Origin of the sequence: Sphingomonas fucosidasi (genome assembly GCF_036663855.1) — a bacterium.
Lineage (GTDB): Bacteria > Pseudomonadota > Alphaproteobacteria > Sphingomonadales > Sphingomonadaceae > Sphingomonas > Sphingomonas faeni_B.
This window is the reverse complement of record NZ_JAXOJR010000002.1, coordinates 551,744-578,729: the sequence shown is the minus strand read 5'-3', so window position 1 is coordinate 578,729 and position 26,986 is coordinate 551,744. Positions and strand designations below refer to the sequence as shown.

General features: G+C 66.2%; 23 protein-coding genes. 20 read left to right on the top strand and 3 right to left on the bottom strand.

Features of this window, described 5'->3' with window-relative positions:
* Positions 1-385 precede the first annotated feature (385 nt).
* From U1737_RS06180 to U1737_RS06160, 5 genes are all read left to right on the top strand, one after another.
* A complete protein-coding gene (locus U1737_RS06180) occupies positions 386-4,204 on the top strand; it encodes a glycosyltransferase (RefSeq protein WP_332795993.1) in 3,819 nt (1,272 codons plus the stop codon).
* A gap of 13 nt (positions 4,205-4,217) precedes the next feature.
* On the top strand, positions 4,218-4,868 hold the full coding sequence (locus U1737_RS06175; protein ID WP_332795992.1) for a class I SAM-dependent methyltransferase: 651 nt from the start codon (positions 4,218-4,220) through the stop codon (positions 4,866-4,868).
* Between the two features lie 35 nt (positions 4,869-4,903).
* Complete coding sequence (locus tag U1737_RS06170; protein ID WP_332795991.1) at positions 4,904-6,256, top strand: hypothetical protein; 1,353 nt, start codon at positions 4,904-4,906, stop codon at positions 6,254-6,256.
* Between the two features lie 37 nt (positions 6,257-6,293).
* Entirely contained in the window at positions 6,294-7,787 is a 1,494-nt protein-coding gene (locus U1737_RS06165) for a BNR repeat-containing protein (RefSeq protein ID WP_332795990.1), read from the top strand.
* A gap of 102 nt (positions 7,788-7,889) precedes the next feature.
* The gene (locus tag U1737_RS06160; RefSeq protein WP_332795989.1) at positions 7,890-9,053 is read left to right on the top strand and encodes a polysaccharide pyruvyl transferase family protein; all 1,164 of its coding nucleotides are present in this window, start codon (positions 7,890-7,892) and stop codon (positions 9,051-9,053) included.
* A 58-nt stretch (positions 9,054-9,111) separates the two neighbouring features.
* Here U1737_RS06160 and U1737_RS06155 read toward each other — a convergent pair whose 3' ends face one another.
* Positions 9,112-9,492 carry a hypothetical protein gene (locus tag U1737_RS06155; RefSeq protein ID WP_332795988.1) on the bottom strand — a complete coding sequence of 127 codons (381 nt, stop codon included), beginning with the start codon at positions 9,490-9,492 and terminating at the stop codon, positions 9,112-9,114.
* 82 nt (positions 9,493-9,574) lie between these two features.
* On the opposite strand from U1737_RS06155, the gene ruvA reads away from it, so the two are divergent.
* Positions 9,575-10,174 (top strand): Holliday junction branch migration protein RuvA, encoded by a 600-nt coding sequence (gene ruvA, locus U1737_RS06150; RefSeq protein ID WP_332795987.1) that lies wholly within the window; start codon positions 9,575-9,577, stop codon positions 10,172-10,174.
* 180 nt (positions 10,175-10,354) lie between these two features.
* Here the strand turns inward: ruvA and U1737_RS06145 are convergent, their stop codons facing one another.
* Complete coding sequence (locus U1737_RS06145; protein ID WP_332795986.1) at positions 10,355-11,263, bottom strand: 2-hydroxyacid dehydrogenase; 909 nt, start codon at positions 11,261-11,263, stop codon at positions 10,355-10,357.
* Between the two features lie 53 nt (positions 11,264-11,316).
* Here U1737_RS06145 and ruvB point away from each other — a divergent pair, with 53 nt between their 5' ends.
* The 7 genes from ruvB (at position 11,317) to U1737_RS06110 (ending at position 20,702) form a co-directional block, all read left to right on the top strand.
* On the top strand, positions 11,317-12,342 hold the full coding sequence (gene ruvB / locus U1737_RS06140; RefSeq protein ID WP_332795985.1) for a Holliday junction branch migration DNA helicase RuvB: 1,026 nt from the start codon (positions 11,317-11,319) through the stop codon (positions 12,340-12,342).
* A gap of 270 nt (positions 12,343-12,612) precedes the next feature.
* Positions 12,613-14,886 (top strand): phosphoenolpyruvate--protein phosphotransferase, encoded by a 2,274-nt coding sequence (gene ptsP, locus U1737_RS06135; RefSeq protein ID WP_332795984.1) that lies wholly within the window; start codon positions 12,613-12,615, stop codon positions 14,884-14,886.
* Positions 14,887-14,995: 109 nt separating this feature from the next.
* Entirely contained in the window at positions 14,996-15,961 is a 966-nt protein-coding gene (locus U1737_RS06130; RefSeq protein ID WP_332795983.1) for a RodZ domain-containing protein, read from the top strand.
* A gap of 96 nt (positions 15,962-16,057) precedes the next feature.
* Complete coding sequence (locus U1737_RS06125) at positions 16,058-16,981, top strand: tol-pal system YbgF family protein (protein ID WP_248524449.1); 924 nt, start codon at positions 16,058-16,060, stop codon at positions 16,979-16,981.
* 179 nt (positions 16,982-17,160) lie between these two features.
* Entirely contained in the window at positions 17,161-18,129 is a 969-nt protein-coding gene (tilS, locus tag U1737_RS06120; protein WP_248524450.1) for a tRNA lysidine(34) synthetase TilS, read from the top strand.
* A 224-nt stretch (positions 18,130-18,353) separates the two neighbouring features.
* Complete coding sequence (gene ftsH / locus U1737_RS06115) at positions 18,354-20,261, top strand: ATP-dependent zinc metalloprotease FtsH (protein WP_332796049.1); 1,908 nt, start codon at positions 18,354-18,356, stop codon at positions 20,259-20,261.
* Positions 20,262-20,324: 63 nt separating this feature from the next.
* On the top strand, positions 20,325-20,702 hold the full coding sequence (locus U1737_RS06110) for a hypothetical protein (protein WP_332795982.1): 378 nt from the start codon (positions 20,325-20,327) through the stop codon (positions 20,700-20,702).
* A 625-nt stretch (positions 20,703-21,327) separates the two neighbouring features.
* Here U1737_RS06110 and U1737_RS06105 read toward each other — a convergent pair.
* Positions 21,328-22,434, bottom strand: a complete 1,107-nt coding sequence (locus U1737_RS06105) for a DUF3667 domain-containing protein (protein ID WP_332795981.1) — start codon at positions 22,432-22,434, stop codon at positions 21,328-21,330.
* A 76-nt stretch (positions 22,435-22,510) separates the two neighbouring features.
* Here U1737_RS06105 and U1737_RS06100 point away from each other — a divergent pair, with 76 nt between their 5' ends.
* The 7 genes from U1737_RS06100 to U1737_RS06070 are packed head-to-tail and all read left to right on the top strand — an operon-like array spanning position 22,511 to position 26,985.
* Positions 22,511-23,773, top strand: coding sequence for a glutamate-5-semialdehyde dehydrogenase (locus U1737_RS06100; protein WP_332795980.1), 1,263 nt, complete (start codon positions 22,511-22,513; stop codon positions 23,771-23,773).
* A 31-nt stretch (positions 23,774-23,804) separates the two neighbouring features.
* Positions 23,805-24,059, top strand: coding sequence for a hypothetical protein (locus U1737_RS06095; RefSeq protein WP_332795979.1), 255 nt, complete (start codon positions 23,805-23,807; stop codon positions 24,057-24,059).
* Positions 24,056-24,340 (top strand): type II toxin-antitoxin system RelE/ParE family toxin, encoded by a 285-nt coding sequence (locus U1737_RS06090; RefSeq protein WP_332795978.1) that lies wholly within the window; start codon positions 24,056-24,058, stop codon positions 24,338-24,340. The genes U1737_RS06095 and U1737_RS06090 overlap by 4 nt, the downstream gene beginning before the upstream one ends.
* Complete coding sequence (locus U1737_RS06085; RefSeq protein ID WP_248524456.1) at positions 24,337-24,951, top strand: nicotinate-nucleotide adenylyltransferase; 615 nt, start codon at positions 24,337-24,339, stop codon at positions 24,949-24,951. Before U1737_RS06090 ends, U1737_RS06085 begins: the two co-directional genes overlap by 4 nt.
* 1 nt (position 24,952) lies before the next feature.
* Complete coding sequence (rsfS, locus tag U1737_RS06080; RefSeq protein ID WP_056061225.1) at positions 24,953-25,360, top strand: ribosome silencing factor; 408 nt, start codon at positions 24,953-24,955, stop codon at positions 25,358-25,360.
* A gap of 26 nt (positions 25,361-25,386) precedes the next feature.
* Positions 25,387-25,809 (top strand): 23S rRNA (pseudouridine(1915)-N(3))-methyltransferase RlmH, encoded by a 423-nt coding sequence (locus U1737_RS06075; protein ID WP_332795977.1) that lies wholly within the window; start codon positions 25,387-25,389, stop codon positions 25,807-25,809.
* A 3-nt stretch (positions 25,810-25,812) separates the two neighbouring features.
* Positions 25,813-26,985 (top strand): murein hydrolase activator EnvC family protein, encoded by a 1,173-nt coding sequence (locus tag U1737_RS06070; RefSeq protein WP_332795976.1) that lies wholly within the window; start codon positions 25,813-25,815, stop codon positions 26,983-26,985.
* The last annotated feature ends 1 nt before the right edge of the window (position 26,986 follow it).

Below are 26,986 nucleotides of genomic sequence, written 5' to 3'. Positions count from 1 at the left end.
TGGGATCGTTATCGGGGTCTGTCGAGGCGAGCGGTATCTCGATGCCGCGCGTCCGATGTGGCATGCGTCGCTTTTGCCGCGGCAGGTCTTTAATATTTCGAGGACGGTTGGCGCTACCGGGCGCTAATCGTTGTTTCCTGTCGCGACGATCATTCCGCGATACCCGGCAGTTTAAGCAATGAGATCATGCGACTTAAAAACAGTCAAAGCTTGATTGTAAAAATATGATCCTATCAGATTCGTTGGTCTTAGTTTGTTTGTGTTGCCAAGTCTTCGCAGCCGTGACCAGATAGAAACAATCTTAAAAGATTTAAGCGACTACTGAGTCGCGCAGAAATAATCCGACATCACGTAAAGACTCATTGCGAAAGAGCGCCGTTATTTCATGACGTATAATCTTTTGCGAAATCCGACGTTTACGGATCATGATCCGGCAGTGTCCGCTCGGCGGAACATGGGGCAGTTTTGCCAGAATTGGTTCGTCGAATACGGCGCCGCCGCCTCCGGCGATGCGGGGCCGGTCCAGGCCTCGCCAGAGCCTCGGGGGGTGAGGCTGCATATTCGCTCGCCATCGAGTTGGGTTCGCCTGTGGCAGCCCATCGAGCTGACCGGGGTCGAAGCGGGTCGCCGCGCCGTGGTGCGGCTCCGCGCGAGTGCCGGGGCCGATGTGGCCACCGGGCTCGATCTCGAGTGGATCGCGCTGCTCAAGGCCAACGCGCAAGGCAAACGGATATTCGCCAAGAAGCTTTCGACTCATCACCGTTCGATCCACGGCGCCCCCCGGGATTATGAGCTGGAGATGCCGTTGAGCGATCTCGCATCGGGCACGCCGTATTTCTTCGCCATGCAGTTTTCGAGCGGTCCCGGAACCGTGGAACTGGAGTCGGTCGATTTCACCAGCCATGCGTCGATCGTGGCGGGAAGGCGATCCCCTGCGCTGCAATCTGCGTTGGCACCGATCGCGCCGCCCCAGCTCGTTCCGGCCCAGCTCGTTCCGGCCCAGCTCGTTCCGGCCCAGCTCGTTCCGGCCCAGCCCGTTCCGCTAGAGCCCGTTCCGCTAGAGCCCGTCCCGCCCGAGATATCGGCGCTGGACGTGGCGGGTGCAGCGGCCGCAACGCCCGTTCCCGCATCACCCGGCAGAGCCAACCGCGCCGATGCGACGGCAGGCCGGTCCGTCCCGGTGCGCGCGGGCGCAGTGGCGGTGGCGGCGGCGGCCGATCCGGCCAGGGCGACCGGCGTGCAGGGTCGCGCGAAACGGTCCTCGGGCGAGGTTGTCGCGTTACGCGGCGATCGCCTGGTCGGCTGGGCGGAGTTGCCGGACGTCGATGCCGAAGTGCTGCTGTTCGTCGATGGCCGGCTGATCGGGTCGGCGATCCCCGCGGCCTCCGTCGAGGCGCTGGCCGACGACGTCGCCCAGGTCGCCACGCACGGTTTTGCCGTGGCGCTGCCGACGCTGCTGCTCGACGGGGCGGATCACCAGGTGAGCCTGCGGGCGGCCACCGGCGAGCGATTGGGCGCAGGAACCAAGCGCATGATGCTCGCCGCCACGCGCGCGACGGCTGCTGATCCCGCGCTGCCGACGGGCTTGGCCGCGGCGACGCCCGAGAAGCCGGAGATCGTCGCGAAATCGAAACCGATGACGCACCTCCCGATCACGGTGCCGGGCGACATAGCCTTGGCGGGCGATGATCCTGCCAGGGCCGAGACCCCGGCTACGCGTACGCGGCGCATCGCGGTCGTGTCGTGGGACATGGCGCATAACCCGGTCGGTCGGGCGTTCCTGCTGGCGGACATGGCATCGCGCAACAGCGTCGTCGAACTCGTCGGGCCGATGTTCCCGATGTACGGCGCGACGATCTGGCCGCCGATCGCCGCCGCGCCGATGACGATGCACGCCTATCCCGCGGGCAGCTTCGCCGAATTCGTCGCCGGTGCGCGCGCGATCGCCGCACGCGTCAAATGCGATGTCGTCCATGTCGGCAAGGCGCGTTTCTCGAGCCTGTTCATCGGTGCGATGATCAAGCAGGCCAATGCGTGTCCGATGATCGTCGACGTCGACGATCACGAACTCGGTTTCTTCCCCAATCGCGACCCCGCCAGCCTCGACGATCTGATCGCCGCGATTACCGAGGATCCGCGGATCCTCGACAAGCCTTATGGCGAGATCTTCACGCGATTTGCCGAAGGGCTGATCGCCGAATGCGACGGCGTGACCGTCTCGAACTATGCGTTGCAGGCGCGGTTCGGCGGAATCGTCGTCCGTCACGGTCGTGACGAGCGGGTCTTCGATCCGGCCTTGTACGACCGGCAGAAGGTCCGCGCTGAATTCGGCTATACCGACGCGGATCGCGTGATCCTGTTCCTCGGGACGCCGCGACCGCACAAGGGCGTGTTCGAGATCGCCGACGCCCTCGAAGAGCTTGCCGACGACAGGCTCGCGCTGTGCGTGATCGGAACGGTCACCGACAAGCGCACGTCGAGCCGGTTCGCGAAGTACAAGAAGGCGCGGATCGGGTTGCACGGCGATCAGCCCTGGGCCCGGCTCGCCGAACTGGTGTCGATCGCCGATGCGGTGTTCCTGTTGCAGGATCCGACATCGCCGATTTCCGGCTACCAGATTCCGGCCAAGCTGACCGATGCGATGGCGCTCGGCGTGCCGGTGTACGCGACGCCGGTGCCGCCCCTGCGCGATCTGATTGCGGCGGGGGCGATCACGGCGGTGCACGATGCCGCGCAACTGAGGGACGAACTGCGCAAGATCAGCGCCGAGGGGATCGCGCCGGCGACCAAGAGGCGCGTGCGCGACCATTATCTGACCGAACTCAGCTACAGCGTGAATGCGGCGAGGCTGGACCTGGCGTTCGAGACGGCGCGGACCGTATCCAGGCCGGTGATACCCGCGTTCGACGCGCTGTTCGCGGCGATCGAGCGGATTTCCGGCGAGCCGCTGCCACGCTTTGCCAAGGGCTGGGCAGGCCCGGCGATCTGGCAGAATCGCAAGCCCGATATCGTCTTCCTGTGGAAGCAGAACGACTCGGATATCTATGGTCGCCGGTCGGACATGATGGCGCGGTATCTGCTGAAATCGGGGGCGGTGAACCAGGTCCTGCACTTCGATGCGCCGATTAGCGCGACCGAGCTCGACAAGCAGGCAAAGCACGGCGCGGACGCCACCGCGCATCAGGGAAACCTGGTATATGTCAACACGATCCGGCGCGTGCTGCGTCAGGCCGATACCACCAATCTGCTGCGACGGACGTTCCTGTTCCGCGCTGGCACGTCGTCCCAGCGCTATCTCGGCACCGACCTGCCGCCGCGTGACGGTTATGAGGATTTCATCCGGTCGGAATTGCGGGCGGCGAATATCGGCGCTTCGCCCGTGCTGTGGGTCTGCCCGGTGGTGTTCGACTATGCGATGGTCAAATCGGCCGTCAATCCAGGCTGCATCGTGGCCGACGTGATCGACGACCAGCGCCGGTTTCCCAATAGCGACCTGCATCGAACGCGCGTTCACGCCGCGTATGACGAGATCCTGCGTGATGCCGACCTCGTGCTCGCCAATTGCGAACCGGTGCGCGAGGGATTTGCGGCGCTTCGCGACGACATCCGCGTCATCCCCAACGGCGCGGAAATGTTCGATCTCTCGCACAGCTGGGCGGTGCCGGAAGATATCGCGCATCTGCCCCGGCCGATCCTGGGCTATGTCGGCAATCTGCGCGACCGGGTCGATCTGGATCTGATCGGCAAGGTTGCCGATGCGTTTCCGGACGGCAGCGTGGTCCTGATCGGATCGGCGCATGATCGGCCCGACGTGCTGGCGCTCGGCGCGCGTCCGAACATCCATATCCTCGGGGTGAAACCCTATGAGGATGCGACGCGGTATATCCGCGCGTTCGACGTCGCGATGGTGCCGCACCTGCGCAACGAACTCAGCGAGAGCATGAACCCGCTCAAGCTCTACGTCTATTTCGCGCTGAACGTCCCGATCGTGACGACCGACGTCGCCAATATCGGCGACATCGGCCCCTATGCGACGATTGCCGCGGATCACGACTCGTTCCTCGCCGCGATCACGCGCGTGGTGGCGGGCAAACAGAAGGCGCCGACGACGGTGCAGCGCAAGAAGGTGCTGAGTTCGGTTTCCTGGACATCGCGGGTCGACGACGTTCTCGACGTGCTGGGTCTCGTTCAGCGGCCGACGTGATGGGGGGGCGATCATGACCGCGACCTGCAATATCTGCAACGGGACGACGTTCGTCCCGGCGCAGAACAATCGGCTGAGCCGGTCCCGCAAGCCGCCGCAATGCGGCACGTGCCGGTCGCTCGAACGGCATCGGATCGCGCGTGCGGTCATCGACAAGCTTCACCTCCGCGAGACGTTCGCGCATTACCCGTTGCTGGTGTGGGGTGAGCAGAGCGGCATCCCCAAGCCCTGGTTCAAATCGGTCGAGGTGTTCGGGATCGAGCATGGCGATGCGGGGCTTGGCGCCCGCCCGGACGATAGCGTGGGGTTCGTCGTGGCGGCCAATGTGCTGCACCGTGTCCCCGATCACCGCGCGACATTGGCCCAACTGGTCCGCGTGATGACCGCCGACGGCCTGATGCTGCTATCCTATCCGAACCCGACGACGCGCGAGACGACCGAAGACTGGGGACGGGCCGACCCGACACGGGGCGGCGGGCACCGAATATTGGGACGCGATTTCGAAGCGGCGTTCGCGTCGCTCGTTCCGGGGGCGATCGTCCTGCGGATCGAGGAAGCGGACCCGGTCACCGGCGATCCCGATTGGCTGTACCTGCTGACCAAGAGCCCGTTCTGGATGCGTAGGGCATTCGATGCGGAGGTCGATGCGAGAATCCTCGACTGAACGACGCCTCGGCACCGTGCATAAGGACAGCACCCTTGATGAATTCCTACAATCTAGCCGGCAATACTTGGTGGCCACCAGGCCAGGACGCGGCCGACGAGTATATGCGCTATGCGTCCGCGTTCGACCGCGATCGCTGTCTTCGCCACTATGACGAGGTCGTCGGCAGCGCAGCCGCGAATTATGTCGGTAACGACGCGGGCGGTCCGATTGCGGCCTTCCTACGCAAGGTGATCGCGGCGAAGACACCGGCGTCGTTGATTCGGCTCGGCGACGCAGATGGGAACGTGCTGTTCGCAGGGCTGGATATCTACCCGCATCTGACCGAGTATAATCTCACGAAGATATCGCGAATTTACTTTGGCTCGAACACCTTGATGGTCGAGCATAAGCAGTTCTTCATCGACACGGTGATGGAGGGGATCAAGGACGCCGATCTCATCGGTGGACCCGAGCGTGGTACGATCGACAAAAGCTTTTCTACGGATCTCGCAGATCTCGACGTTCGCGGCATGTGCGGCATGCGCGGCGTGTATAATTATCTCGCGGAGGCCACCGATCTGACCAAGCTGTCCGGCAAGATATGGGCAAGCACCTGGTTCAGCCGGTCGTTGCTGCCGCATTATTTCGGCCTGCTGCATAAGCAGCCCTATCTGGGTTTCGTCACCTGTTACCCGGAGCTTGAACGCGTGTTTCGGGAAAAAGCCGAAGTAACGCGGACCGAGACGATTCTGGTACCGATGCAGGCGTCGATCGCCAAGGTCCATAAGGATATCCGGCACTATCCGGATGCGTATCCGAAAATCCTGGATCAACTCAGGCCACCGTTCGAAGGTGCCGTGTACATCGTCGCGGCCGGCATTTTGTCGAAGGCGTATTGCACGATGATCAAGCGACGAGGCGGCATCGCGATCGAGGCGGAATTGTCGCACGATCTGGCGCTGTTCCTCGATACCGACAAGCTTTACGACGACATGGAGAGCGACGCGGAGATCCATGACCTGTTCCGCGAGATGCTGCTCGAACGCGCGAAGCTGACGCCCGAGGCGATCGAGGGCAAGAAGATGTCGTGCATGCGGCACGGCGTCGAGAAGACGTTTATCCCGCGCGCGCCCAATTTCGATATCTCGATCGTGTTCCAGATCGGGGTGAAACCGCGCGAAGCCAATCGGGGGGCGTGGATGCTGCTCGAATTCACCCGTCTCGCGTCCGAGATCACCACCAACAGGCTGCATGTCGGCGTGGCCTCCGCGCTGTCGGGAACCACGACGCAACTGCACGACAACAGCTACGGCAAGGTGTCGAGCATCTACACGCACAGCATGCAGAAGGATTTCCCCAATGTGAGTTTCAACGGGGAGATGATGGCGGACTATGTCTTTGCCTGAGGCCGGCGCCGGTCCGCGCGCGCGATGCCGCCGTCGGATGAACCGCTTCGCAGCGGCGTGGCTCAGATGTCCGGCACGATCATCCGCGATCGGGCGTGGCCGTATAGGCCTTGGCCGATGGTCCACGATCGCCGTGCTGGCGGGGTGCCAGGCACCCGACGTCGCTGCGCAACCCGCAGCAGCGGGCATACCGCGCTGTTCGCAGGTCGGTGCCGCCGCGCTGCGCGGTGGCGGGGCGATCGAACTCGACCGGGTATGGACCGGGGTGGGGACCGCGATCGGTGCGGCAGCCACCGCGCGTGGGCAGATTTTCGCGGCCTATTTCGACGCCGACCGCTGGGTCACCGTCACGCGCTTCGATCCCTTGCGGCGCGTATCCTGTTCGATACGCCTGCCGTCCCGGTTCTCCGGGTGGGACGCGCACAACAGCCTCGCGGTCGCGATCGCCCCCGACGATACGGTGCACGTCGTGGGCAACATGCATGCGTCGCCGTTGTTCTATGCGCGCGGCACCGTTCGCGATGTCGGCAGCATCCGCCCGGTATCGATGATCGGCCGCGACGAACTGCGCGCGACCTATCCGCGGTTCCTGCATGACGGCAACGGCAACCTCGTCTTCATGTACCGCACGGGCGGCTCGGGAAACGGCAGCTGGTTGCTCAACAGGTGGCAGAACGGGCGATGGCAGCGGATCGGGTCGATCTTTGCGGACCGCGACCGAAAGGGCCCGGTCAGTGCGTATCCGAGCACTTTCAGGACAGGCGCGGACGGCTATGTCCATGTCGCGGTCGTGTGGCGGCGAACGCCCGACGTCGCGTCGAATTTTGCGGTATCCTATGCACGAACCAAAAATTTCCAAACATGGTTCACGGCGAACGGCCGCCCGATTGCCGCACCGCTGAGCCCCGATACGATGGATTTGGTCGAGAACGTCGGTGAGGATTCCGGGCTCGTCAACCGGCTCGACCTCGCGCTTGCAGCCGATGGCGCGCCGGTGATCCTGTATCCGCGCTATGCCGCGACGACGGGCAAGGTCCGCTATGGCGCCGCGAACGGCCTCGCGATCGTGGCGGCACGTCCGGGCCGGGGCGGGTGGCGCATCCGCGAGATCGCGATGTCGCGATCCCCGTCGATCGTCGCGGGGAAGGGCGCGTTGCCCAATCTGCCGGCGGTATGGATTCTCGACCAGCAGCCGAATTCCGCGCGGGTCCGCATTGCGTTTCCCGGTCGGGATCGACGACGTGCTCAGCTCGACCTGCAGACGCTCGCGACGGTACCCGATGCAAGAGACGCCGGCAGTGCGAGGCCGAACGCAGTGGTCTCTCCCGCGTTTCCCAAAGGGATGGAGGATGTATCGACGCGCCAGGCCATCGTCCTCGAAAACGGCGTCGATGGCCGGAAGGTCGGCACGCTCAGATGGTTTGCCCAGGTCGCGCATGGCGACAAGCCTCGATCCTGTTCGAGCACCGCACCCCTCGCCTTCGACCCACCCGCCGCCCCCTTGCTGTGGAGCGCCGGGAAGACCCCGTAAAGTTCAGGCGGCAGACCGCTGGCGCCAATGTCGCGTATCCGGCGCTGGCGCGTGCGCATGTACGCGTGACCGCACGCTTCGACTTCGCTGTGAAAGATTACCATGACCGTCTCGAAGATTCGTCGCCGTGTCGCGATTTTGCCGAACCTGTCGATCCGGCAACTGGGCGACGCGGGCCGTATCCCGATCGCCGACGCCGCGACGCTAACCGAGGCGCTTGGCGGCAATTCGGGTAATGTCGCCTATGTCGACGGGCTGGTCGCGTCGTTGGCCGCCTCGCACATGATTACGTGGAGTACGCCCCCCGAAATCGTCCGCGCTAATGCCGATATTCTCGTCGTCGCGTGTGCCAACCAGCTTGGCGATCATGTCGACCTGTCGGGCTGGGCAGCACGTCTCGCGGCGTTCGGCTTGCCCGTCCTGCTGGTTGGTCTTGGTGCGCAGGCGCCGGGTATTGGCGCGGCTCTCGCGTTGAAGGACGGCACCCGCGCTGCGTTGGACGTCGTCGCGGCCGCCGCTGGCGCGGCGCCCGCCATGCTCGTCCGCGGCGCGTATACGGCCGAGATCCTGGCGCGCAACGGCTATGCCTCGACCATTATCGGCTGTCCGTCGCTGTTCCTGTCGCCGACGAGAGACCTGGGCGGGCGGATCGCGGCGCGGGTCGCCGCCGGGCTCGGGACGCGACCGGCGATCGCGGCCGGGCATCATCACCATGCCGACATGGCGCCCGAACACCGCCTGATCGCCGCGGCCGATCGTCACGACGGTTGCTATATCGTCCAGCATCCCGAGACGATGATCGCGCTGGCCCGATCGGATCTTGCCGATACCCAAAGCGCCGATTTTGCGCTGCTCGCACAGCGGTTGCTGCCCGGCCTCGACGGCGCGCAGGTCCTGGAGTGGGGGCGTCGGCGGGCCTTCGTCTTTACCGACAGCCAGACCTGGATGAGCTTTCTGCGGCGCTATGATTATGCGATCGGACCGCGGTTTCACGGTGTGGCACTTGCCATCCAGGCCGAGCGACCGGGAGTCGTCCTGCATGTCGACAGTCGCACGCGCGAAATGGCCGAGACGATGGCGATACCTTCGCGGCCCTTTGATGCCGATCCGGTATCCGACCTGCGCGAGGTCGTCGCGACCGCCTGGACCGCCGAAGCCGGGGCAGCGTTCGACACGCGCCGCGCCGCGCTCGCGAAGACGTTCCGCACCGCGTTGCAGGCGCATGACATCGCCGTCAGCGCGCGGCTGTCGACTCTTTGCGGATGACGCGGCGGCCCACCCAACCCATCGGGCTGATCGCGCGCCGATCGTCGCCCGACCTGCTCTATGCGTTCGTCGGTGCGATCCTGGCGGGCTGCGTTCCGGCGATGATGCCCTTGCCCGCGACCAAGCAGGATCCGATGCGGTTCTGGGATAGCCATACCCGGTTGTTCCGGCACATCGGCGGGGGATTCTGGCCACCGATACGATCGGCGCCGCGATCTTCGATGCGGCGGTTGTCGACGTGGCGACCACCGCCGACGATGTCGCTGGCTGGCATTCGCTGGCGCACGCAACGCTGTTGATCCGGATCGAGAAACACTTCAACGTCGATCTCGGACTGGAAGGCAATGGCGGGTAGGATCTCGGCGCGATGCCGAACCTGGCGAACTTGCTCAGCAGCATGAGCATGGCCGGCGCGAGTGCCGCGGACCTGAAGGCGCATGCGGGGTTCGATCGGCTCCCGTAGGCGACCGCGAATTTTGAGAGGATGACGGGACGCACGCCATGTTCTACCGATCGCGGCAATGATCGTGCATCTCAAAGGACGGCTGGACTCGACCGGCATCGACCACGCCGTGATCGACGTCGGCGGCGTCGGCTATCTGGTCGGCGCGTCGGCGCGCACCTTGTCGGCGCTCGGCCCGATCGGCGAGGCGTGCACGGTGTTCACCGAATTGTTGGTCGGCGAGGATTTCCAGCGGCTGGTCGGATTCTCGAGCGCGGACGAGCGCGACTGGTTCCGGTTGCTGACCGGCGTGCAGGGGGTCGGTGCACGCGTCGCGCTCGCGATCCTGTCGGCGCTGGAGCCGGTCGATCTCTCACGCGCGATCGCCAGTGGTGACAAGGCGATGGTCGCGCGGGCGAACGGCGTCGGACCGAAGCTCGCGCAGCGGATCGTCATGGAATTGAAGGACAAGGTCGGCGGCATCGCGCTCGGGCTTGGACCGGTGGTGGTCAATGCTGCGCCGGGGACGTCTGCGGATGCGGTATCGGCGCTGCTCAACCTCGGCTTTCGGCCGAACGAAGCGAGCGTCGCGGTGGCGGCCGCGGACGAGGAGCTGGGGCCGGGGGCTTCGCTCGATGCGCTGGTGCGGCTGGCATTGCGGAAAGCGTCGAAGGCGTAGCTTCACCCTGATTGCAGTTGGCTAAGCTGACGATCCTCCCCCGCAAGGGGGAGGTGGCTGGCGGATGCCAGACGGAGGGGGAGGAAAGGGCAACCTCTGTCCCGTGTCCTCCCCCTCCGTCGCCTTCGGCGCCACCTCCCCCTGGCGGGGGAGGATTGGAAGTTGGATAACCCGGTCGGATTAAAGCGGCGTGAGCAGCGCTTTCCCCGCAAAATGCGCGTCGAGGTTGGCAACTACCAACGCGGCCATTGCAGCCCGCCCGTCGACGGTCGCGCTTCCTTGGTGAGGTGACAGGACGACCTGACTCATCGTCTTGAGCGCATCGGGAACAGCAGGTTCGTGGGCGAACACGTCGAGCCCCGCGCCGGCGATCGTTCCGTTTTCGAGCGCCGCTACCAATGCAGGTTGGTCGACCAGACTGCCGCGCGCGATGTTCACGAAAATCCCGTCTTCCCCCAGCGCCGCGAGGACACCGGCGTCCACGATATGCGACGTCGCATCGCCACCCGGTGCGGCGATGATCAGCACGTCGCACGCCGCCGCGAGCGAGGCGATGTCGGCGTGGAACACGCCTGCGAAATCCGGCTTGGCGGAGCGTGCGGTATAATGGAGTTCGGTCGCGAACGGCGCGGCGCGCCTGGCGATGGCCTTGCCGATCCGGCCCAGCCCGAAGATGCCGATCCTTCGCCGGCTCGCGCGTCGAGAAAGATCGACCGACCACCCGCCGTCCCGCGCCGCGCGGTCGTTCGCGACGATCCGTCGCTGCACCGCGAGCATCAGCGCGATCGCGAGATCCGCCACATCGTCGGTCAGCACGTCCGGCGTCGTCGTCACCGCTACGCCTCGTGCCTTGGCCGCAGCCAGGTCGATTCCATCATAACCGACGCCATGGATCGCGATGATTTCCAGCACCGACAGGCGATCGAGCAGCGCCACATCGACCACGCTGCTCCCACCACCGACGATCGCGCGCGTCGTCGCCGGCGGATCCTTGCGGTGCACCGTGAAGCGCTCGGCCAGCCCCGCCTCCAGCGCGGGCGAGACTCCCGCCAGCAGATACAGGTCGGGCTGCGCGGCGTCGTTCGTCATCCCGCACCCATAGCCGCCTTGCCCCCTTCACCGCGAGCGCGCTATCGCAGGGCGTGACCGATACAGACCGCATCCTGACCGCCGCCAAGCGTCCCGAAGACGTCGACGCCGCGTTGCGCCCGAAGACGCTCGACGAATTCGTCGGGCAGAAGGCCGCACGCGAGAATCTGCGGATCTTCATTCAGGCGGCGAAATCGCGCGGCGATGCGCTGGATCACGTGCTGTTCTTCGGCCCGCCCGGGCTCGGCAAGACCACGCTTGCGCAGATCGTCGCGCGCGAAATGGGGGTGGGCTTCCGCGCCACCTCGGGCCCGGTGATCGCCAAGTCGGGAGATCTCGCCGCGCTGCTCACCAATCTCGAGGATGGCGACGTGCTGTTCATCGACGAAATCCACCGGTTGCAGCCCGCGGTCGAGGAGGTGCTGTACCCGGCGATGGAGGACCGCGCGCTCGACCTGATGATCGGCGAGGGGCCGTCCGCGCGTTCGGTGCGGATCGACCTGCCGCGGTTCACGCTGATCGGCGCGACGACGCGGCAGGGGTTGCTGACGACGCCGTTGCGGGACCGTTTCGGGATTCCGGTGCGATTGCAATTCTACACGGTCGAGGAACTGGAGCGGGTGGTGACGCGCGCTGCAGGGTTGCTCGGGCTGGGGATCGCCAAGGACGGCGCGATGGAGATCGCGCGGCGTGCGCGGGGGACGCCGCGTATCGCCGGACGGCTGCTGCGAAGGGTGCGCGATTTCGCCAATGTCGCGGGGCACGAGACGGTCGACGCGCGGGCGGCGGATGCAGCGCTCAACCGGCTGGAAGTCGATTCGCTCGGGCTGGATGCGATGGACCGGCGCTACCTGATGATGATCGCGGATATTTATCGCGGGGGACCGGTGGGGGTCGAGACGCTGGCGGCGGGGTTGAGCGAGCCGCGCGACACGATCGAGGAGGTGATCGAGCCGTATCTGATCCAGCTGGGCTTGATTGCGCGGACCGCGCGCGGTCGGTTCCTGAATGCGGGGGGGTGGAAGCACCTCGGCCTGAACCCGCAGGCCGGTAGCCAGGACGGCCTGTTCGACGCGTAGGAGCGTCGACAGACCCGTGATCGTTCCAGCCTCATATCGTCACCCCAGCGAAAGCTGGGGTCTCCCGATTGGATGGCGCCAGGGGGCGGCGAGTCCCACGGGGATATCCCAGCTTTCGCTGGGATGACGGATTGGGGGTAGGGGGTAGGGGCTCCGATACCCGCGGCGCGGCTCCCTTGTAAGAAACCACACCCGGAGATCGATCGAACTTGGGTGCGACACTGCGTTTGTTGCGTGGCACCCAAGCGCTTCATCTGATAGCCAACCCAAATGCCCCTTTCGGCCGCCGCCTCCGCCCGCGAAATCCTCACCAGCCTTCACGACGTGATGGCGTCGCGCACCTCCGCGCAAGCCAAGCTGAACGCCGTCGTCGGCATCATCGCCACCGCGATCGACAGCGAAGTCTGCTCGATCTACCTGTTGCGCGAAGGCGTGCTTGAGCTGTTCGCGACGCGCGGGCTGGATCAGGCGGCGGTCCACGTCACTAAACTCGCGCTCGGCGAGGGCCTGGTCGGCACGATCGCCGAGGACGTCGAGGTGCTCAACCTCGACGAAGCGGCGAGCCATCCCGATTTCGCCTACAAGCCCGAAACCGGCGAGGACCGTTTCCACAGTTTCGCGGGCGTGCCGATCATCCGCCGCGAGCGTTCGGTGGGGGTCCTGGCCGTCCAGCACACCGATCGTCGCAAATATGCGGACGTCGAGATCGAGGCGCTGCAGACGGTCGCGATGGTGCTCTCCGAACTGATCGCCAATGCCGGCCTGATCGACACCATGGGTGGCGGCGCGGACCGGCCGCAGTCGACCGCGGCGATGCGTATCCCCGGCCAGAAGCTCGTCGACGGGATGGGCGCGGGTTTTGCGGTCTATCACCAGCCGCGCATCCATATCGAGCACACCGTCGCCGAGGACACCGACGCCGAGCGCCACCGCGTCTATGCGGCGTTTGACAAGATGCGCGAAGGCATCGACCGGATGACGCGCGAGGCCGAATTCGGCGTCGGCGGCGAGCATGTCGAAGTGCTCCAGACCTACAAGATGTTCGCCTATGACGAGGGCTGGGCGCGGCGCATCAACGAGGCGATCGACTCCGGCCTGACCGCCGAGGCAGCGATCGAGCGCGTCCAGCAGCGCACCCGTCAGCGCATGCGCCAGATCGACGATCCGCTGCTCGCCGACCGGATGCACGACCTGGAGGATCTGTCGAACCGGCTGCTCCGTATCGTCTCGGGGCAGATGGGCACCGCGGCGCAGATGGGCTTGCGGCAGGACACCATTCTGATCGCGCGCAACCTCGGGCCGGCGGAACTGCTCGAATACGACAAGCGGCGGCTGAAGGGCGTGATCCTCGAAGAAGGCTCGCTCACCGCACACGTCACGATCGTCGCGCGCGCGATGGGCGTGCCGGTGCTCGGCCGCGTCCGCGACATCCGCCGTCTCGTGGCGGAGGGCGACATGCTGTTGCTCGACAGCGCTGAGAGCAACGTCTTTGCACGGCCCTCCGCGGCGATGGAGGAGGCGTTCGAGGCGCGGCTCGCGATGCGCCAGAAGCGCAAGGCGGCGTTCGCGGCACTGCGCGACGTCCCGCCGATCACCAAGGACGGCCACCGCCTGACGCTGATGGTCAACGCAGGCCTGCGCGACGACGTAGCGGCGCTCGACGTCACCGGCGCGGACGGGATCGGCCTGTTCCGCACCGAGTTCCAGTTCCTCGTTTCTGCCACGCTGCCGCAGCGCGAGCGCCAGCACCGGCTGTACCGCGAGGTGCTCGACGCGGCGGGGGATCGGCCAGTGATCTTCCGCACCGTGGATATCGGTGGCGACAAGGCGCTGCCGTATCTGAACAAGGAAGATTCTGACGAAGAGAACCCGGCGATGGGCTGGCGTGCGCTGCGCCTCGGCCTGGAGCGCGAAGGGTTGATGAAGGTGCAGGCGCGCGCGCTGCTGGAAGCGGCGGCGGGGCGTACCCTCAACGTGATGTTCCCGATGGTCAGCGAGCCGTGGGAGTTCGACGAGGCGCGCGCATTGTTCGAGGCGCAGCGTCATTGGCTGGAGGGCAGGGGGCGCAAGCTGCCGCTCGCGATCCGTTATGGCGCAATGCTCGAAGTGCCGGCGCTTGCCGAGATGCTCGACGTGCTGCTGCCGCGAATCGAATTCCTGTCGATTGGTACCAACGACCTGACGCAGTTCCTGTTCGCCGCCGATCGCGCCAATCCCAAGCTTGCCGAGCGCTACGACTGGCTCAGCCCGTCGATCCTCCGCTTCATCGCGCGGCTGGTACCGCCGACCCGCGACGCCAAGGTCGATCTGGCGGTGTGCGGCGAGATGGGCGGGCGGCCGCTGGAGGCGATGGCGCTGATCGGGCTCGGGATCGAGCGTCTGTCGATCACCCCCGCCGCGGTCGGTCCGATCAAGGCGATGACGCGCTCGCTCGATCGCGCGGCGCTTACCGCATACATGGCAGGATTGCTGGCTAACCCGCCGCGCAACATGCGCGGTGCGCTGACGACGTGGGCGACTGAAAACGGCGTCGAAATCGTCTGAGAGCCCGAAAGCGGCGGTTCCGGGCCGCGTGCGCGTTGACACGGCTGGGGGCCTCTGAAAGACGGGGGACATGACGGGCAACGCTACGCAGCCCGCTTCGGAGACAAGAATGGACGAGGTCGAAACCGGCCAGAACGCTACGCCTGCTCAACCAGAGCGTGCTGGCGACATTCTTCGGAATACCCGCGAGGCGCAGGGCTTGAGCGTCGCGGATATCGCCACACGTACGCGCGTGCCGCTCCGCCATCTCGAGGCGATCGAGGCATCCGACTATTCCGCGCTGCCGTCCTCTACCTACGCGGTCGGTTTCACCCGCGCCTATGCGCGTGCGGTCGGTGTCGACGAGGTGCGGATCGCGCAACTGGTACGCGAAGACGTCGCCAAGCTCGGCCGCCGCACGCCCGAATACGAACCCTATGAGATGACCGATCCGTCGCGCGTGCCCTCGCGCGGGATCGCCATCGTCGCGCTGGGGATCGCGATTGCGGTGCTGGTGCTGGTTGGCCTCTGGTACGGGACAGACATGTTCCGCGGATCGAGCGAGTCCTCGACCGCGACGCCGGTTGCGCAAACCGCGCCGAACCCCGCCGCGCAGACTGCGCAACCCGTGCCCGCTCCTGCGACGCCCGCGAACGGCCAAGTGACGCTGACCGCCTCGGACGATGTGTGGATGCGTGTCTACGATGCCGACAACAAGACGCTCTACCTCGGCACGATGAAGCCGGGTGAGAAGTTCGACGTGCCCAAGGATGCGAAGGACCCGATGATCAACATCGGTCGGGCGGACAAGCTGGCGGTGACGCTCAACGGTGCCGCCGCGCCGGCGCTCGGCACCGGCGAACGCGCGATCAAGGACGTCCGCATCGGGGCGCCGGCGATCGCCGCGCGTCTGGCGGGTACGCCCGAGCCGCAGTCTGCGCCAACGATGTCGGGCGCGCCGTCCGCGACCAGCGAGCGGTCGCGTACCAGCAGTCGCCCGCGTACGCCGCGTCGTCCCCTGACCGAGACGCAGCGCGCCAATCTGGACGCAGCAGCCAACCCGCCGCCTTCTGCCACGGCGACGCCGACCCCGTGAGAACCGCGGGGCATCGCCAAGGCCTTAAGGCTGGCGACAGGATGGGTAGTGCAGCTATACCCGGACGATTAACCAATCCACCGGGGGGTGTGGCCCATGCGTAAGTCAATTCTGATCGGCGTCTGCCTCGCGGCCCTGATGCCGGCCGCGATCTCCACTGGCGCCCAGGCGCAAAACGTGGAGGGCCGCGTCGGCAAGCTCGAAAGCGAAATGCGCGCGGTTCAGCGCAAGGTCTTCCCGGGTGGTGCCGGCCAGATGCTACAACCCGAAGTGCGCGCACCGCAGAGCGAACAGGGCCCGGGGCCGGGCTCGCCCGCGACCAGCGCGCTCGCCGACGTGAACCAGCGCGTGACGTCGCTCGAACAGCAGATGACCTCGTTGACGGAGCAGATCGAGCAGAACCAGAACCGCACCCGCCAGTTGCAGGATGCGTTCGACACTTATCGCCGCTCGAACGACGCGCGGATGAAGACGCTCGAGACCGGCCCCGCGCCGATCGCGGCGGGGGCTGGTGGCCCGATCGAGTCCGACGATCAGCCCAGTGGCCCATCGCGACCGTCGACGCGCCCCGAGACGTCGGCTGCCATCCCGCCGCCGACTAAGGTCTCGGTCGAGAAGCCATCCACGGGCGATCCGGCCGAGGACGAATATATGTACGGCTACCGCTTGTGGGCGGCCAAGCAGTATCCGCAGGCCGAGGCGCAGCTGAAGAAGGTGGTCGCCGACTATCCGAAGAGCAAGCGCGCGAGCTATGCGCAGAACCTGCTTGGCCGCGCGTATCTCGACGAGGGCAAGCCGAGCCTTGCCTCGATGGCGTTCTACGACAATTACAAGAAGATGCCCGATGGCGAGCGGGCGCCGGACAGCCTGCTGTACCTTGGTCAGGCGTTGACCAAGCTCAACAAGCCGGCGGATGCGTGTAAAGTGTATGACGAGCTGAACGACGTCTATGGGGCGAAGATGGCCTCAGCAATGAAGGGCCAGGTTGCCGCCGGTCGCAGCGCGGCGAAGTGCAAGTAAGTAGGTTCACCAATGAATACCGGCCGCTTTGACGTCCTCTCCTGGAAGGGGAGGTGTCAGCCCATCGGGCTGACGGAGGGGTATCGCGCCATCGAGAGTGGTTCACCCCTTCGGCTGGCAAGCGCTAGCCACCTCCCCTCGCAGGGGAGGATTAGCATCCTCGACACGGCCCACACCGCATGACCGAGGAAGGACGCCGCTTCGCTGACGACTTCGCGCGGCTCGCGAGCGACATCACCAACCCGCTGTTCGCGGTCTCCGGCGGCCCGGATAGCATGGCGATGCTCACCCTCGCGCACGAAGCGCTCCCCCCCGGTTTCACGGTCGCCAGCATCGACCATCGCCTCCGCCCCGAAGCGGTGGAGGAATCCGCGATGGTTGCCGCGTACTGCGCGACGCTCGGCGTTCCCCACGCCACGCTCGCGCCGAGCGAACCGATCACCGGCGCCAGCATCCAGGCGCAGGCGCGCACCACGCGCTATGCCCTGCTCACCGATCACGCCCGCGCGATCGGGGCAGGAGCGCTCGTCACCGGTCATCACGCCGACGACCAGGCCGAGACCTTCCTGATGCGCGCCGCCCGCGGCTCTGGCCTCGCGGGGCTTGCCGGCGTTCGCGCGCGCACGGAAATTCACGGCGTCACGGTTGTGCGCCCGCTGCTCGACTGGCGCCGCGCCGAACTCCGCGCGATCGTGCGGCGTGCGGAAGTGCCGTTCTTCGACGACCCCTCGAACCACGACGACCGCCACGACCGCACCCGCTTCCGCCGGCTCCTCGGCGAGAATGAATGGCTCGGCACCCCCAACCTCGCGCGCGCCGCCGCGGCCCTCGCCGAAACCGACACCGACGTCCGCGCGATGGTCGACTGGATCTGGACCGAACGCGCCAAGGTCGGCGGCGGCGAAGTGAAGCTCGCGGTCGAGAAACTGCCCCGCGAGATCCTCCGCCGCCTCGCTCGCCGCGCGATCGGCACGGTCCGTACCGAAGCCGGCATCGTCGCACCGGAGTGGACCGAGGCCGCGAACATCGAAAAGCTGCTCGACTCGCTCTTGGCCGGCAAGCGCACCACACAGGCCGGCATCATCGCCAGCGTCCGCGGCGACGTCTGGCGGTTCCGTGAGGCACCACCGCGTCGGGCGCCGTCTTAAAAGCCGCCCGAATGCTCGGCCAAGTGAACGTGACGATCCGTTCACACTGATCAACGCAAGTCGCGTGTTGTTCCATTGCCATTAACCTGCGCAGGCCTATCTTGTGCAGTGAAAGGTATCGTGCACCCATGAACGACAACGAGAACCGCGGGCAGAAGCCCCAGGGTCCTGGAAACGGAGGCCCCGGCAATGGCGGCCCCGAGAATGGCGGCGGCAATCCTTGGATGAAGAGCCTGTTGATCTGGGTCGGCATCCTGCTCGCGCTGGCGCTGTTCGTGACCATGTTCGACGGCCGCAGTGCGGCGTCGGGCGGCAACACGATCGCGTATTCGGCATTCCTCGACAAGGTCGACGAGGGCACCGTCAAGGACGTCAACATCTCACGCGACATGATCTCGGGCACGATGTCGTCGGGTGAGAAGTTCAAGGCGTATCCGATCCCGGACTCGACGCTCGTGCCGAAGCTGCGCGAGAAGGGCGTTTCGATCAGCGCGAAGCCCGAAGAAGGCCCGTCGATGCTGGCGCTCCTCCTTTACCAGTCGCTGCCGTTCCTGTTGTTCCTCGGCATTGCGTTCTTCGTCCTGAAGCAGATGCAGAAGAATTCGGGCTCCGGCGCGATGGGTTTCGGTAAGAGCCGTGCGAAGATGCTGACGCAGAAGGAGGGTAAGGTCACCTTCCAGGATGTCGCCGGCATCGACGAGGCACGCGAAGAGCTCGAGGAGATCGTTGAGTTCCTCAAGGACCCGACGAAGTTCGCACGCCTCGGCGGCAAGATTCCCAAGGGCGCGCTGCTGGTCGGCTCGCCCGGTACCGGTAAGACGCTGCTCGCCCGCGCCATCGCAGGTGAGGCCGGCGTGCCGTTCTTCACGATCTCGGGTTCCGATTTCGTCGAGATGTTCGTCGGCGTTGGCGCCAGCCGCGTCCGTGACATGTTCGAGCAGGCCAAGAAGTCCGCGCCGTGCATCGTCTTCATCGACGAAATCGATGCGGTCGGCCGTCATCGTGGCGCCGGTCTGGGCAACGGTAACGACGAGCGCGAGCAGACGCTGAACCAGCTGCTGGTCGAGATGGATGGCTTCGAGGCGAACGAAGGCATCATCATCATCGCCGCGACCAACCGTCCCGACGTGCTCGATCCTGCGTTGCTGCGTCCGGGCCGTTTCGATCGCCAGGTCACCGTGCCTCGGCCGGATATCGAAGGTCGCATCAAGATCCTCGAAGTCCACATGAAGAAGGTGCCGCTCGCCCCCGACGTTGACGCTCGCGTCATCGCACGCGGTACGCCCGGCTTCTCGGGTGCCGATCTCGCCAACCTCGTCAACGAGGCGGCGCTGCACGCGGCCCGCAAGGGCAAACGCCTGGTGGCGATGGCGGAGTTCGAGGAGGCCAAGGACAAGGTCATGATGGGCGCCGAGCGTCGCAGCATGGTCATGACCGACGACGAGAAGCGGATGACCGCGTATCACGAGGCCGGCCATGCCGTCGTCGCGATGCACGAGGCTGCATCGGATCCGATCCATAAGGCGACGATCATCCCGCGCGGTCGTGCGCTGGGCATGGTCATGCGCCTGCCGGAGCGCGACTCGTACAGCTATCACCGCGACAAGATGTACGCGAACCTGGCCGTGTCGATGGGCGGCCGCGTGGCCGAGGAAGTCATCTTCGGCTACGACAAGGTCTCGTCGGGTGCTTCTGGCGACATCCAGTACGCCACGGGTCTGGCACGCGACATGGTCACGCGCTGGGGCATGTCCGACAAGGTCGGCCCGCTCGAATATGGCGAGCCTGAGGGCGAGTCCTTCCTCGGCTATTCTTCGAGTCGTCCGTCGCGCATGTCGAACCAGACTGCGCAGTTGATCGACGACGAGATCAAGCGGATCGTGGAAGGCGGCCTCGACCGCGCCAAGCAGGTGCTGAGCGATCACGTCGACCAGCTTCACACCGTGGCCGGTGCACTGCTCGAGTTCGAGACGCTCACCGGTGACGAGATCAAGAAGCTGATCGCCGGCGAGGATCTCGATCGTCCGGATCCGGGTGCGAAGGCATCGACCGTCCCGCGTGCGGGTACGTCGATCCCGAAGACGCGGCGTCCGAACGGTCCGTTTGGTACGCCGACCCCGCTGGGGGCGTGATCCGGTTCACCCGGCAGTAACCTAAGTATCTCTATGGGCGGTCTTTTCCGGGAAAGGCCGCCCATGTCGTATGTTCGCTCCAAGGCACTGATCGCCGCGCTGACGATCGCTGGTCTGGCGATGCCGGCGAGTGCCGCGATGACGGTCGGCACCTTCCTCGCCCGCGCCAACGCGCTGCGTGACCAGGGTCCGATGGCGTTGATGTCGCCCGATCTGCCTGCGCTGAAGGCTGAGGCGAAAGCCGCGACCAACCAGCTGAAAGCCGAACGCGCCGCCCGCGCCGCCGCCGGCAAGCCTCCGATCGCCTGCGTTCCCGAGGGTGAGTCGGTCGGCATCATGGATATGCTCGACGGTCTCGACGAACTCCCCGCCAGCTACCGGAAACGCCCCCTCAAGGACGGCTACGCCCGGGTATTGGCGAACCTGTACCCCTGCCGCTGAGCGGGCACGTAATCGGGTTAGGGGGGCTAAGGGAGCTAAGGGAGCTAAGGGAGCTAAGGTCACCCACGCGCGGTCCGGCCGCACCAGCCTTCTCCGTCCTCCGACCCAGGTCCGCCTCCCGGCCCAAGTTCATTGTCTGGCCAGTTCGTCCTCTGGCCCGAGTTCGTTCTCTGGCCAAAGTTCGTCTTCGGCCGAAGCCCGTATCCTGACACAGGTCCTTCACCCAATCCGATCCAAACCCGGCCCCCAAGCTCGTCGCCCCAGCGAAAGCTGGGGTATCCCCGTTGGCTGGCGCCGTGGCCGGCATCATGAGATCCCAGCTTTCGCTGGGATGACGGGGGGGAGAGGGCCAGTTTTCGCGGAAGGGAGGCCGGTTTTTGTGGGCATGGCGAATTCGGTCACCCGGCCCCCAAGCCCGTCGCCCCAGCGAAAGCTGGGGTATCCCCGTTGGCTGGCGACGCGGCCGACACCGTGAGATCCCAGCTTTTGCTGGGATGACGGCCATTGGGGGGGGGGCCGATTTTCGTTCGGATAATGGTCCGGCTGAGGAATGCGCTTGGATAGCGGACCCATTCTCAAATAACGCAACGACAGCCCTACCCCCAAGCCCACGACCTAGCCCGACCTAATCCGTCAACCCGTGCAGCAACAGCAGCACGACAAACGCCAGCAGCACCGTGAACGCGAACGTCAGCAGCGCCACCGTACGCCACGCCGCCGATCGCTTCCGCAGCGCATACGCCCCGCGAAGCTGCGCGAACATGTGCACCGGCGGGACCGCCACCGCGGCGAGCCTCAGCGTTGCGTCGGGCACGCCGACCAGATGTCCGACGATCAGCGCTATCGTCAGCAGCATCATGAACGCAATCGAGTAGGTCACGAAGATCGCGTGGTCGTACAGGTGATGCTTGCGCCGCCAAAGGAAGAGCAGCGCCAGGAACGGCACCGAAAGCAGGATCAGGCCCCAGCTGTATTTATACGCGCTGGTCTGCAGCTTGTAGATCATCAGGCCAGGATTTTCATTGGCCTTGGCGATGCCGTGGTCGAGCCGCTCCCAGCCGGTCTTGAAGTCGCCCAGGTCGACGACCGGTCCGTGACTGCCGCCGCGCTTCATGTCCGTCGCGACGCCGAGCGCGCGGATCGTCGTGCGCAGCGCCGCCGCGCGTTGGTCGAGTTCGGCGATCGGTGGGCCGGAATACGCCCTTTCGCGTGTTGCGGCGGCCCTTTGCGCGTCGATGGTGGCGAGCGCGGCGCGCGCCTTGCCGGCCTCTCGGGCATAGTCGGACGTCGCACTCGGCCGTTCCTCGTTCACGATTGTATCCGCGAGTTCGCCACCGACCGCGCCGATCGTCGCGAACATCAGGAAGACGGTGAACAGGAACAGCGCGAGCGGCGATACGAACCGCGCTCGCTCGCCGTTGACGTAGCGCCGCGTGAGCGTGCCGGGATGCAGGATCAACAGCGGCAACGTCCGCCAGATCTTGCCTTCGAAATGGAAGACCCCGTGCGCGATCTCGTGCCCGATCCCGCCGAGCGAACGGTGGACGTGCGCGGACTGCCCGCAGGCATGGCAGTGCTCGCCGAGCAACCTGGTTCCGCAATTGAGACAGAGCGCGTCGTCCGGACCATGGCTGGTACGCGCACCATGGACGTCCCCCGCCTTCGGTTCGACCGCGCGTCCGATCAGGGCACCCGTGGCGATATCCGCCGCTGCTTCAATATTTCCGGTCATGGGCGCCCTGTAATATCGGTAGCGTAACGAGTTCGTGGCGTTGGCGCGAGGGGCTTCGCATGCTAGCGCGCGGGCCATGGCCGACGCAGAGAATCCGACCGAATTGATCGCCGAAATGGGCCGCCGTGCGCGCTCTGCCGCGCTGGTGCTGGCGTCGATGCCGTCTGCGCGGAAGGCTACGGCGCTGGCGTCGGCGGCGGAGTCGATCCGGGCGGCATCGGCGGGAATCGTTGTGGCGAACGCGGAGGACATGACGCGTGCAGCGGACGCCGGGCTGTCGGGCGCGCTGCTGGATCGGTTGCGGCTGGACGAAGCGCGCGTTGCGGCAATGTCGGATGGGGTCGCGGCAGTCGCGGCACTCGCCGATCCGGTCGGGCAGGTGATCGACTCCAGCGAGCGTCCGAACGGTCTGAGGCTCTCGCGCGTCCGCGTGCCGATAGGCGTCATCGGCATCATCTACGAGAGCCGCCCTAACGTCACCGCGGACGCTGCGGCGCTGTGCGTGATGGCCGGCAACGCGGCGATCCTGCGCGGCGGGTCCGAAGCGGTGAAGAGTAACCGCGCGATCCATGCGGCGCTGGTCGAGGGCCTGAAGGCGGGCGGGGTGCCCGTCGATGCTGTGCAACTCGTGCCGACCACCGATCGTGCGGCCGTGGGTGCGATGCTGAAGGCGGACGGGGTGATCGATCTGATCATCCCCCGCGGCGGCAAGAGCCTGGTCGCACGCGTCCAGGCCGAAGCACGCGTTCCCGTCCTCGCGCATCTCGACGGCATCAATCACGTCTATGTCGATGCCTCCGCGGATCCGGCAATGGCAGCGGCGGTCGTGGTCGATGCGAAGATGCGTCGCACCGGCGTCTGCGGCTCGATGGAAACGCTGCTGATCGACCGGGATTACGCTGACGCACCGGCCCTGATCCGAGGTCTCGCGGCAACGGGTTGCGAGGTGCGCGGCGACGCGCGCGCGCGCATGCTCGTTCCGGAGATCGCCGCTGCCGACGCGGCCGACTGGGACACGGAATATCTCGACGCGATCGCCTCGGTCGCGATCGTCGACGGCTTGGACGCGGCAGTCGCGCATATCGCCCGGCACGGCTCGCACCACACCGACGCGATCATCGCCGAGGATTCTGGCGTCGCCGAACGCTTCCTGACCGCGGTCGACAGTGCGATAGTCCTCTGGAACGCCTCCACGCAGTTCGCCGACGGCGGCGAATTCGGCCTCGGCGCCGAGATCGGCATCGCCACCGGCCGCCTCCATGCCCGCGGCCCGGTCGCGCTCGAAGGCCTCACCACCTACAAATGGATCGGCCGCGGCACCGGCCAGGTGCGCGGTTGATGCTCTGGGCCGATCGGCGTAGGCTTAACGCATGAACGCGCCCGTTTCGATCACGACTCCGCTAGATCCTGCGACCTTTGCGATGGTCGAGGAATTGGCGCGGTATCGCGGCATCACTGGCGAAGAGTTTGCCGCAGAGGCGATTCGGGAGGCGGCCGAGCATCATGCAGGGATGCGCGCCTTCATCCAGGAGGGGATCGGCTCCGCTGATCGCGGTGAACTGATCAGCCAAGAAGAGATGGAAATCTGGTTCGAAGAGCGCGTGGCTGCTCGTCGGCGAGGATGAGCCGCGCAACCTGGGCTCCTCTCGCGCAGATCGACCTCGCACGGATCGATGACTTCAATGCTCGACGCGATCTCGACTATGCCGACCTGGTGGGCCGCGCTGCGATCGCGGCAGGTAATTTTCTAGCCGATTTTCCCGCGGCAGGTCCGATCGTCGACCGCAACGAACGGAAATGGCGTGTGGCCGATACCGACTATGTGTCGATCTACCGCATCGTTCCGCACGGCGTCGAAATCCCCCGAGTTTATCATGGTCGTGAGAACTGGCGTAAACAGGCATGACCCACGTCGGCATACTCGGCGGGTCGTTCAATCCGGCGCATCGCGGCCATCGCGGGATCACGCTTGCGGCGATCGATGCGCTCGCGCTCGACGAGGCGTGGTGGCTGGTGTCCCCCGGCAACCCACTCAAGGACGCCGCCAACGACATGGCGCCGCTTCCCGCACGCCTCGCGTCTGCACGGCGCATGGCCCGCCGTGCCCCAATCCGCGCTACCGACATCGAGGCCCGGCTCCATACCCGCTATACGCTCGACACGATCCGCAAGCTCAAGCGCCGCTACCCGAAAATCCGCTTCATCTGGTTGATGGGCGCGGACAATCTCGCCGACTTTCACCGCTGGAAGAACTGGCGCCAGATCGCCCGCGAGGTTCCGATTGCGGTAATCGCGCGTCCGGGATATGACGGGCGCGCCCTCGCGGCCCCCGCGATGGGTTGGCTGCGGCGCTTCCAACGGCGCACAGACCATGCGAAGAGCTGGACGACGTGGAGATTGCCGGCCCTTGTGCTGTTGCGCTTCCGACCCGACCCGACCTCCGCAACCGGCCTGCGTGCCAAAAATCCCGACTGGGTCCAGCACGTTGCTGGTCCGGTAGTCTTACCCAGGAGCTGACTTGGCCACTTCCCCTACTGCCCCTCGCGCGACCGACCCCGAAGAGGTTGAGGCGCTGCATCGCCTGATCCTCGCGTCGCTCGACGACGACCAGGCGGTCGAGACCATCTCGATCCCGCTCGCGGGCAAGACCAGCATCGCCGACTATATGGTGATCGCCAGCGGTCGTTCGACCCGCCAAGTCGCCTCGATGGCGCAGAAGCTGGCCGAGCGGATCAAGGCCGAGTTCAAGCGTCCGGTGAAGATCGAGGGGCTCCCCACGGCTGACTGGGTGCTGATCGACGCGACCGACGTCATCGTCCACCTGTTCCGCCCCGAAGTCCGCAGCTTCTACAATCTGGAGCGGATGTGGGCGTTCGGCGACGCGCCGGCGCCGCCGCCGGTGCCGACCTTCACCGACGAAGACTAAGCGCGGAGGCGGCCTAAAAGCGGATTATGCTGCTCCACATCGTCGCCCGCGGTCGGATCGGGCGCTTGCCTGAGGCCGACCTCGTCGACCGCTATCTGAAGCGGATCGTCTGGCCGACCAAGGTCAGCGAGCTGCCTGACATCGGCGGCAAGATCCCGCTGGTCGGCGAGCAGACCAAACGCATCCTGCTCGACGAGAAGGGCGAGACGCTGTCGTCGACGCAGTTCGCGCAGAAGCTCGAACGTTGGCGCGACGACGGTGTGCGCGAGGCACGTTTCATGATCGGGGCTGCAGACGGCTTCGACGACGCGGCGCGCGACGAGGCGGACCTGCTCTTCTCGTTCGGCCGCGCGACGTGGCCGCATCTGCTCGCGCGCGCGATGCTGGCCGAGCAGCTCTTCCGCGCGACTAGCATCCTTGCCAATCACCCCTATCACCGTGAAGGGTGATGCATGAGGGCAGGGGGCGTCTTGGCGATCGCGGCGCTGTTCGCGGCGGCGGGCGTAACCGCGCAGACCGACGCGCCCGAGCTGGCTACCGAGCAGCAACGTCTGGTCGCGGCGAAACGCGACGCCGCGATCGCTGCCGCGCGTGCCGCTAAACTTGCCGCCGCGGCCACCCAGGAACGCAATGCCGCCGACAAGGCGCGCCGCGAGGAGCAGGCGCTCGCCGCCCGAGTGACTGCTGCCGAAGCGAACCTCGTTACGGCCAGCGCGCGCGTGACGTTGGTCGAGCGCTTGCTAACCGATCAACGCGCGAAGCTCGGCCGCGCGCAAGCGCCTGTCGCACGCCTGCTCGCCGCGCTGGAATCGCTCGCCCGCCGTCCGACGATCGTCGCGGTTGCGCAGCCGGGATCGGTCGACGACCTCGTCCATGTCCGCGCGGTGCTGGGCAGCGCGCTCCCCGTCGTCCGTCAGCGTACTGAGGCGGTCCGCACCGAACTGGCCGAGACCCGCCGCCTGCAGGCGAGCGCGACACTCGCAGCCAAGGCGCTGTCGGACAGCCGCGCGCGTCTGGAGAACGACCGCGTCGCGCTGGCCACCCTCGAAGCCCGTCATCGCCAGCGTAGCCAGGCCCTCGGCCGCGGTGCGCTCAGCGAGTCCGACCGCGCGCTGGCGCTCGGCGAACGCGCGCGCGATCTCGTCGATGGGATGGCCGCCACGACCAACGCCAAGGCGACCGCCGCCGCCCTGATCACGCTCGCGGGCCCGATCCCACGCCCGATCGCGCCCGGCACCACGCCCCCGCCACCGCCGCGCGGCGTGTACCGAATTCCGGTCGCGGGCAGGCTCGTCACCGGCTTTGACGAAGTCTCGGACTCCGGCGTCCGCTCGCGCGGCCTGACCTTCGCCACCGCGCCCCGCGCCCGCGTCGTCGCGCCCGCGGCCGGCATGATCCGCTACGCGCGTCGTTTTCGCGAGTACGGTGTCATCGTCATCATCGACCACGCCGATGGCTGGACCAGCCTGGTCACCGGCCTCGCCGCAACGTCGGCAAAGCCCGGCGACCGCATCGCGATGGGCGCGCCGCTCGGCATCGCGCCCGGCGAGGACCCGCGCATCACCGTCGAACTCCGGCGCCGGGGTCGGCCGGTCGATGCGGCGTCACTGATAGGACCGCGCTGAT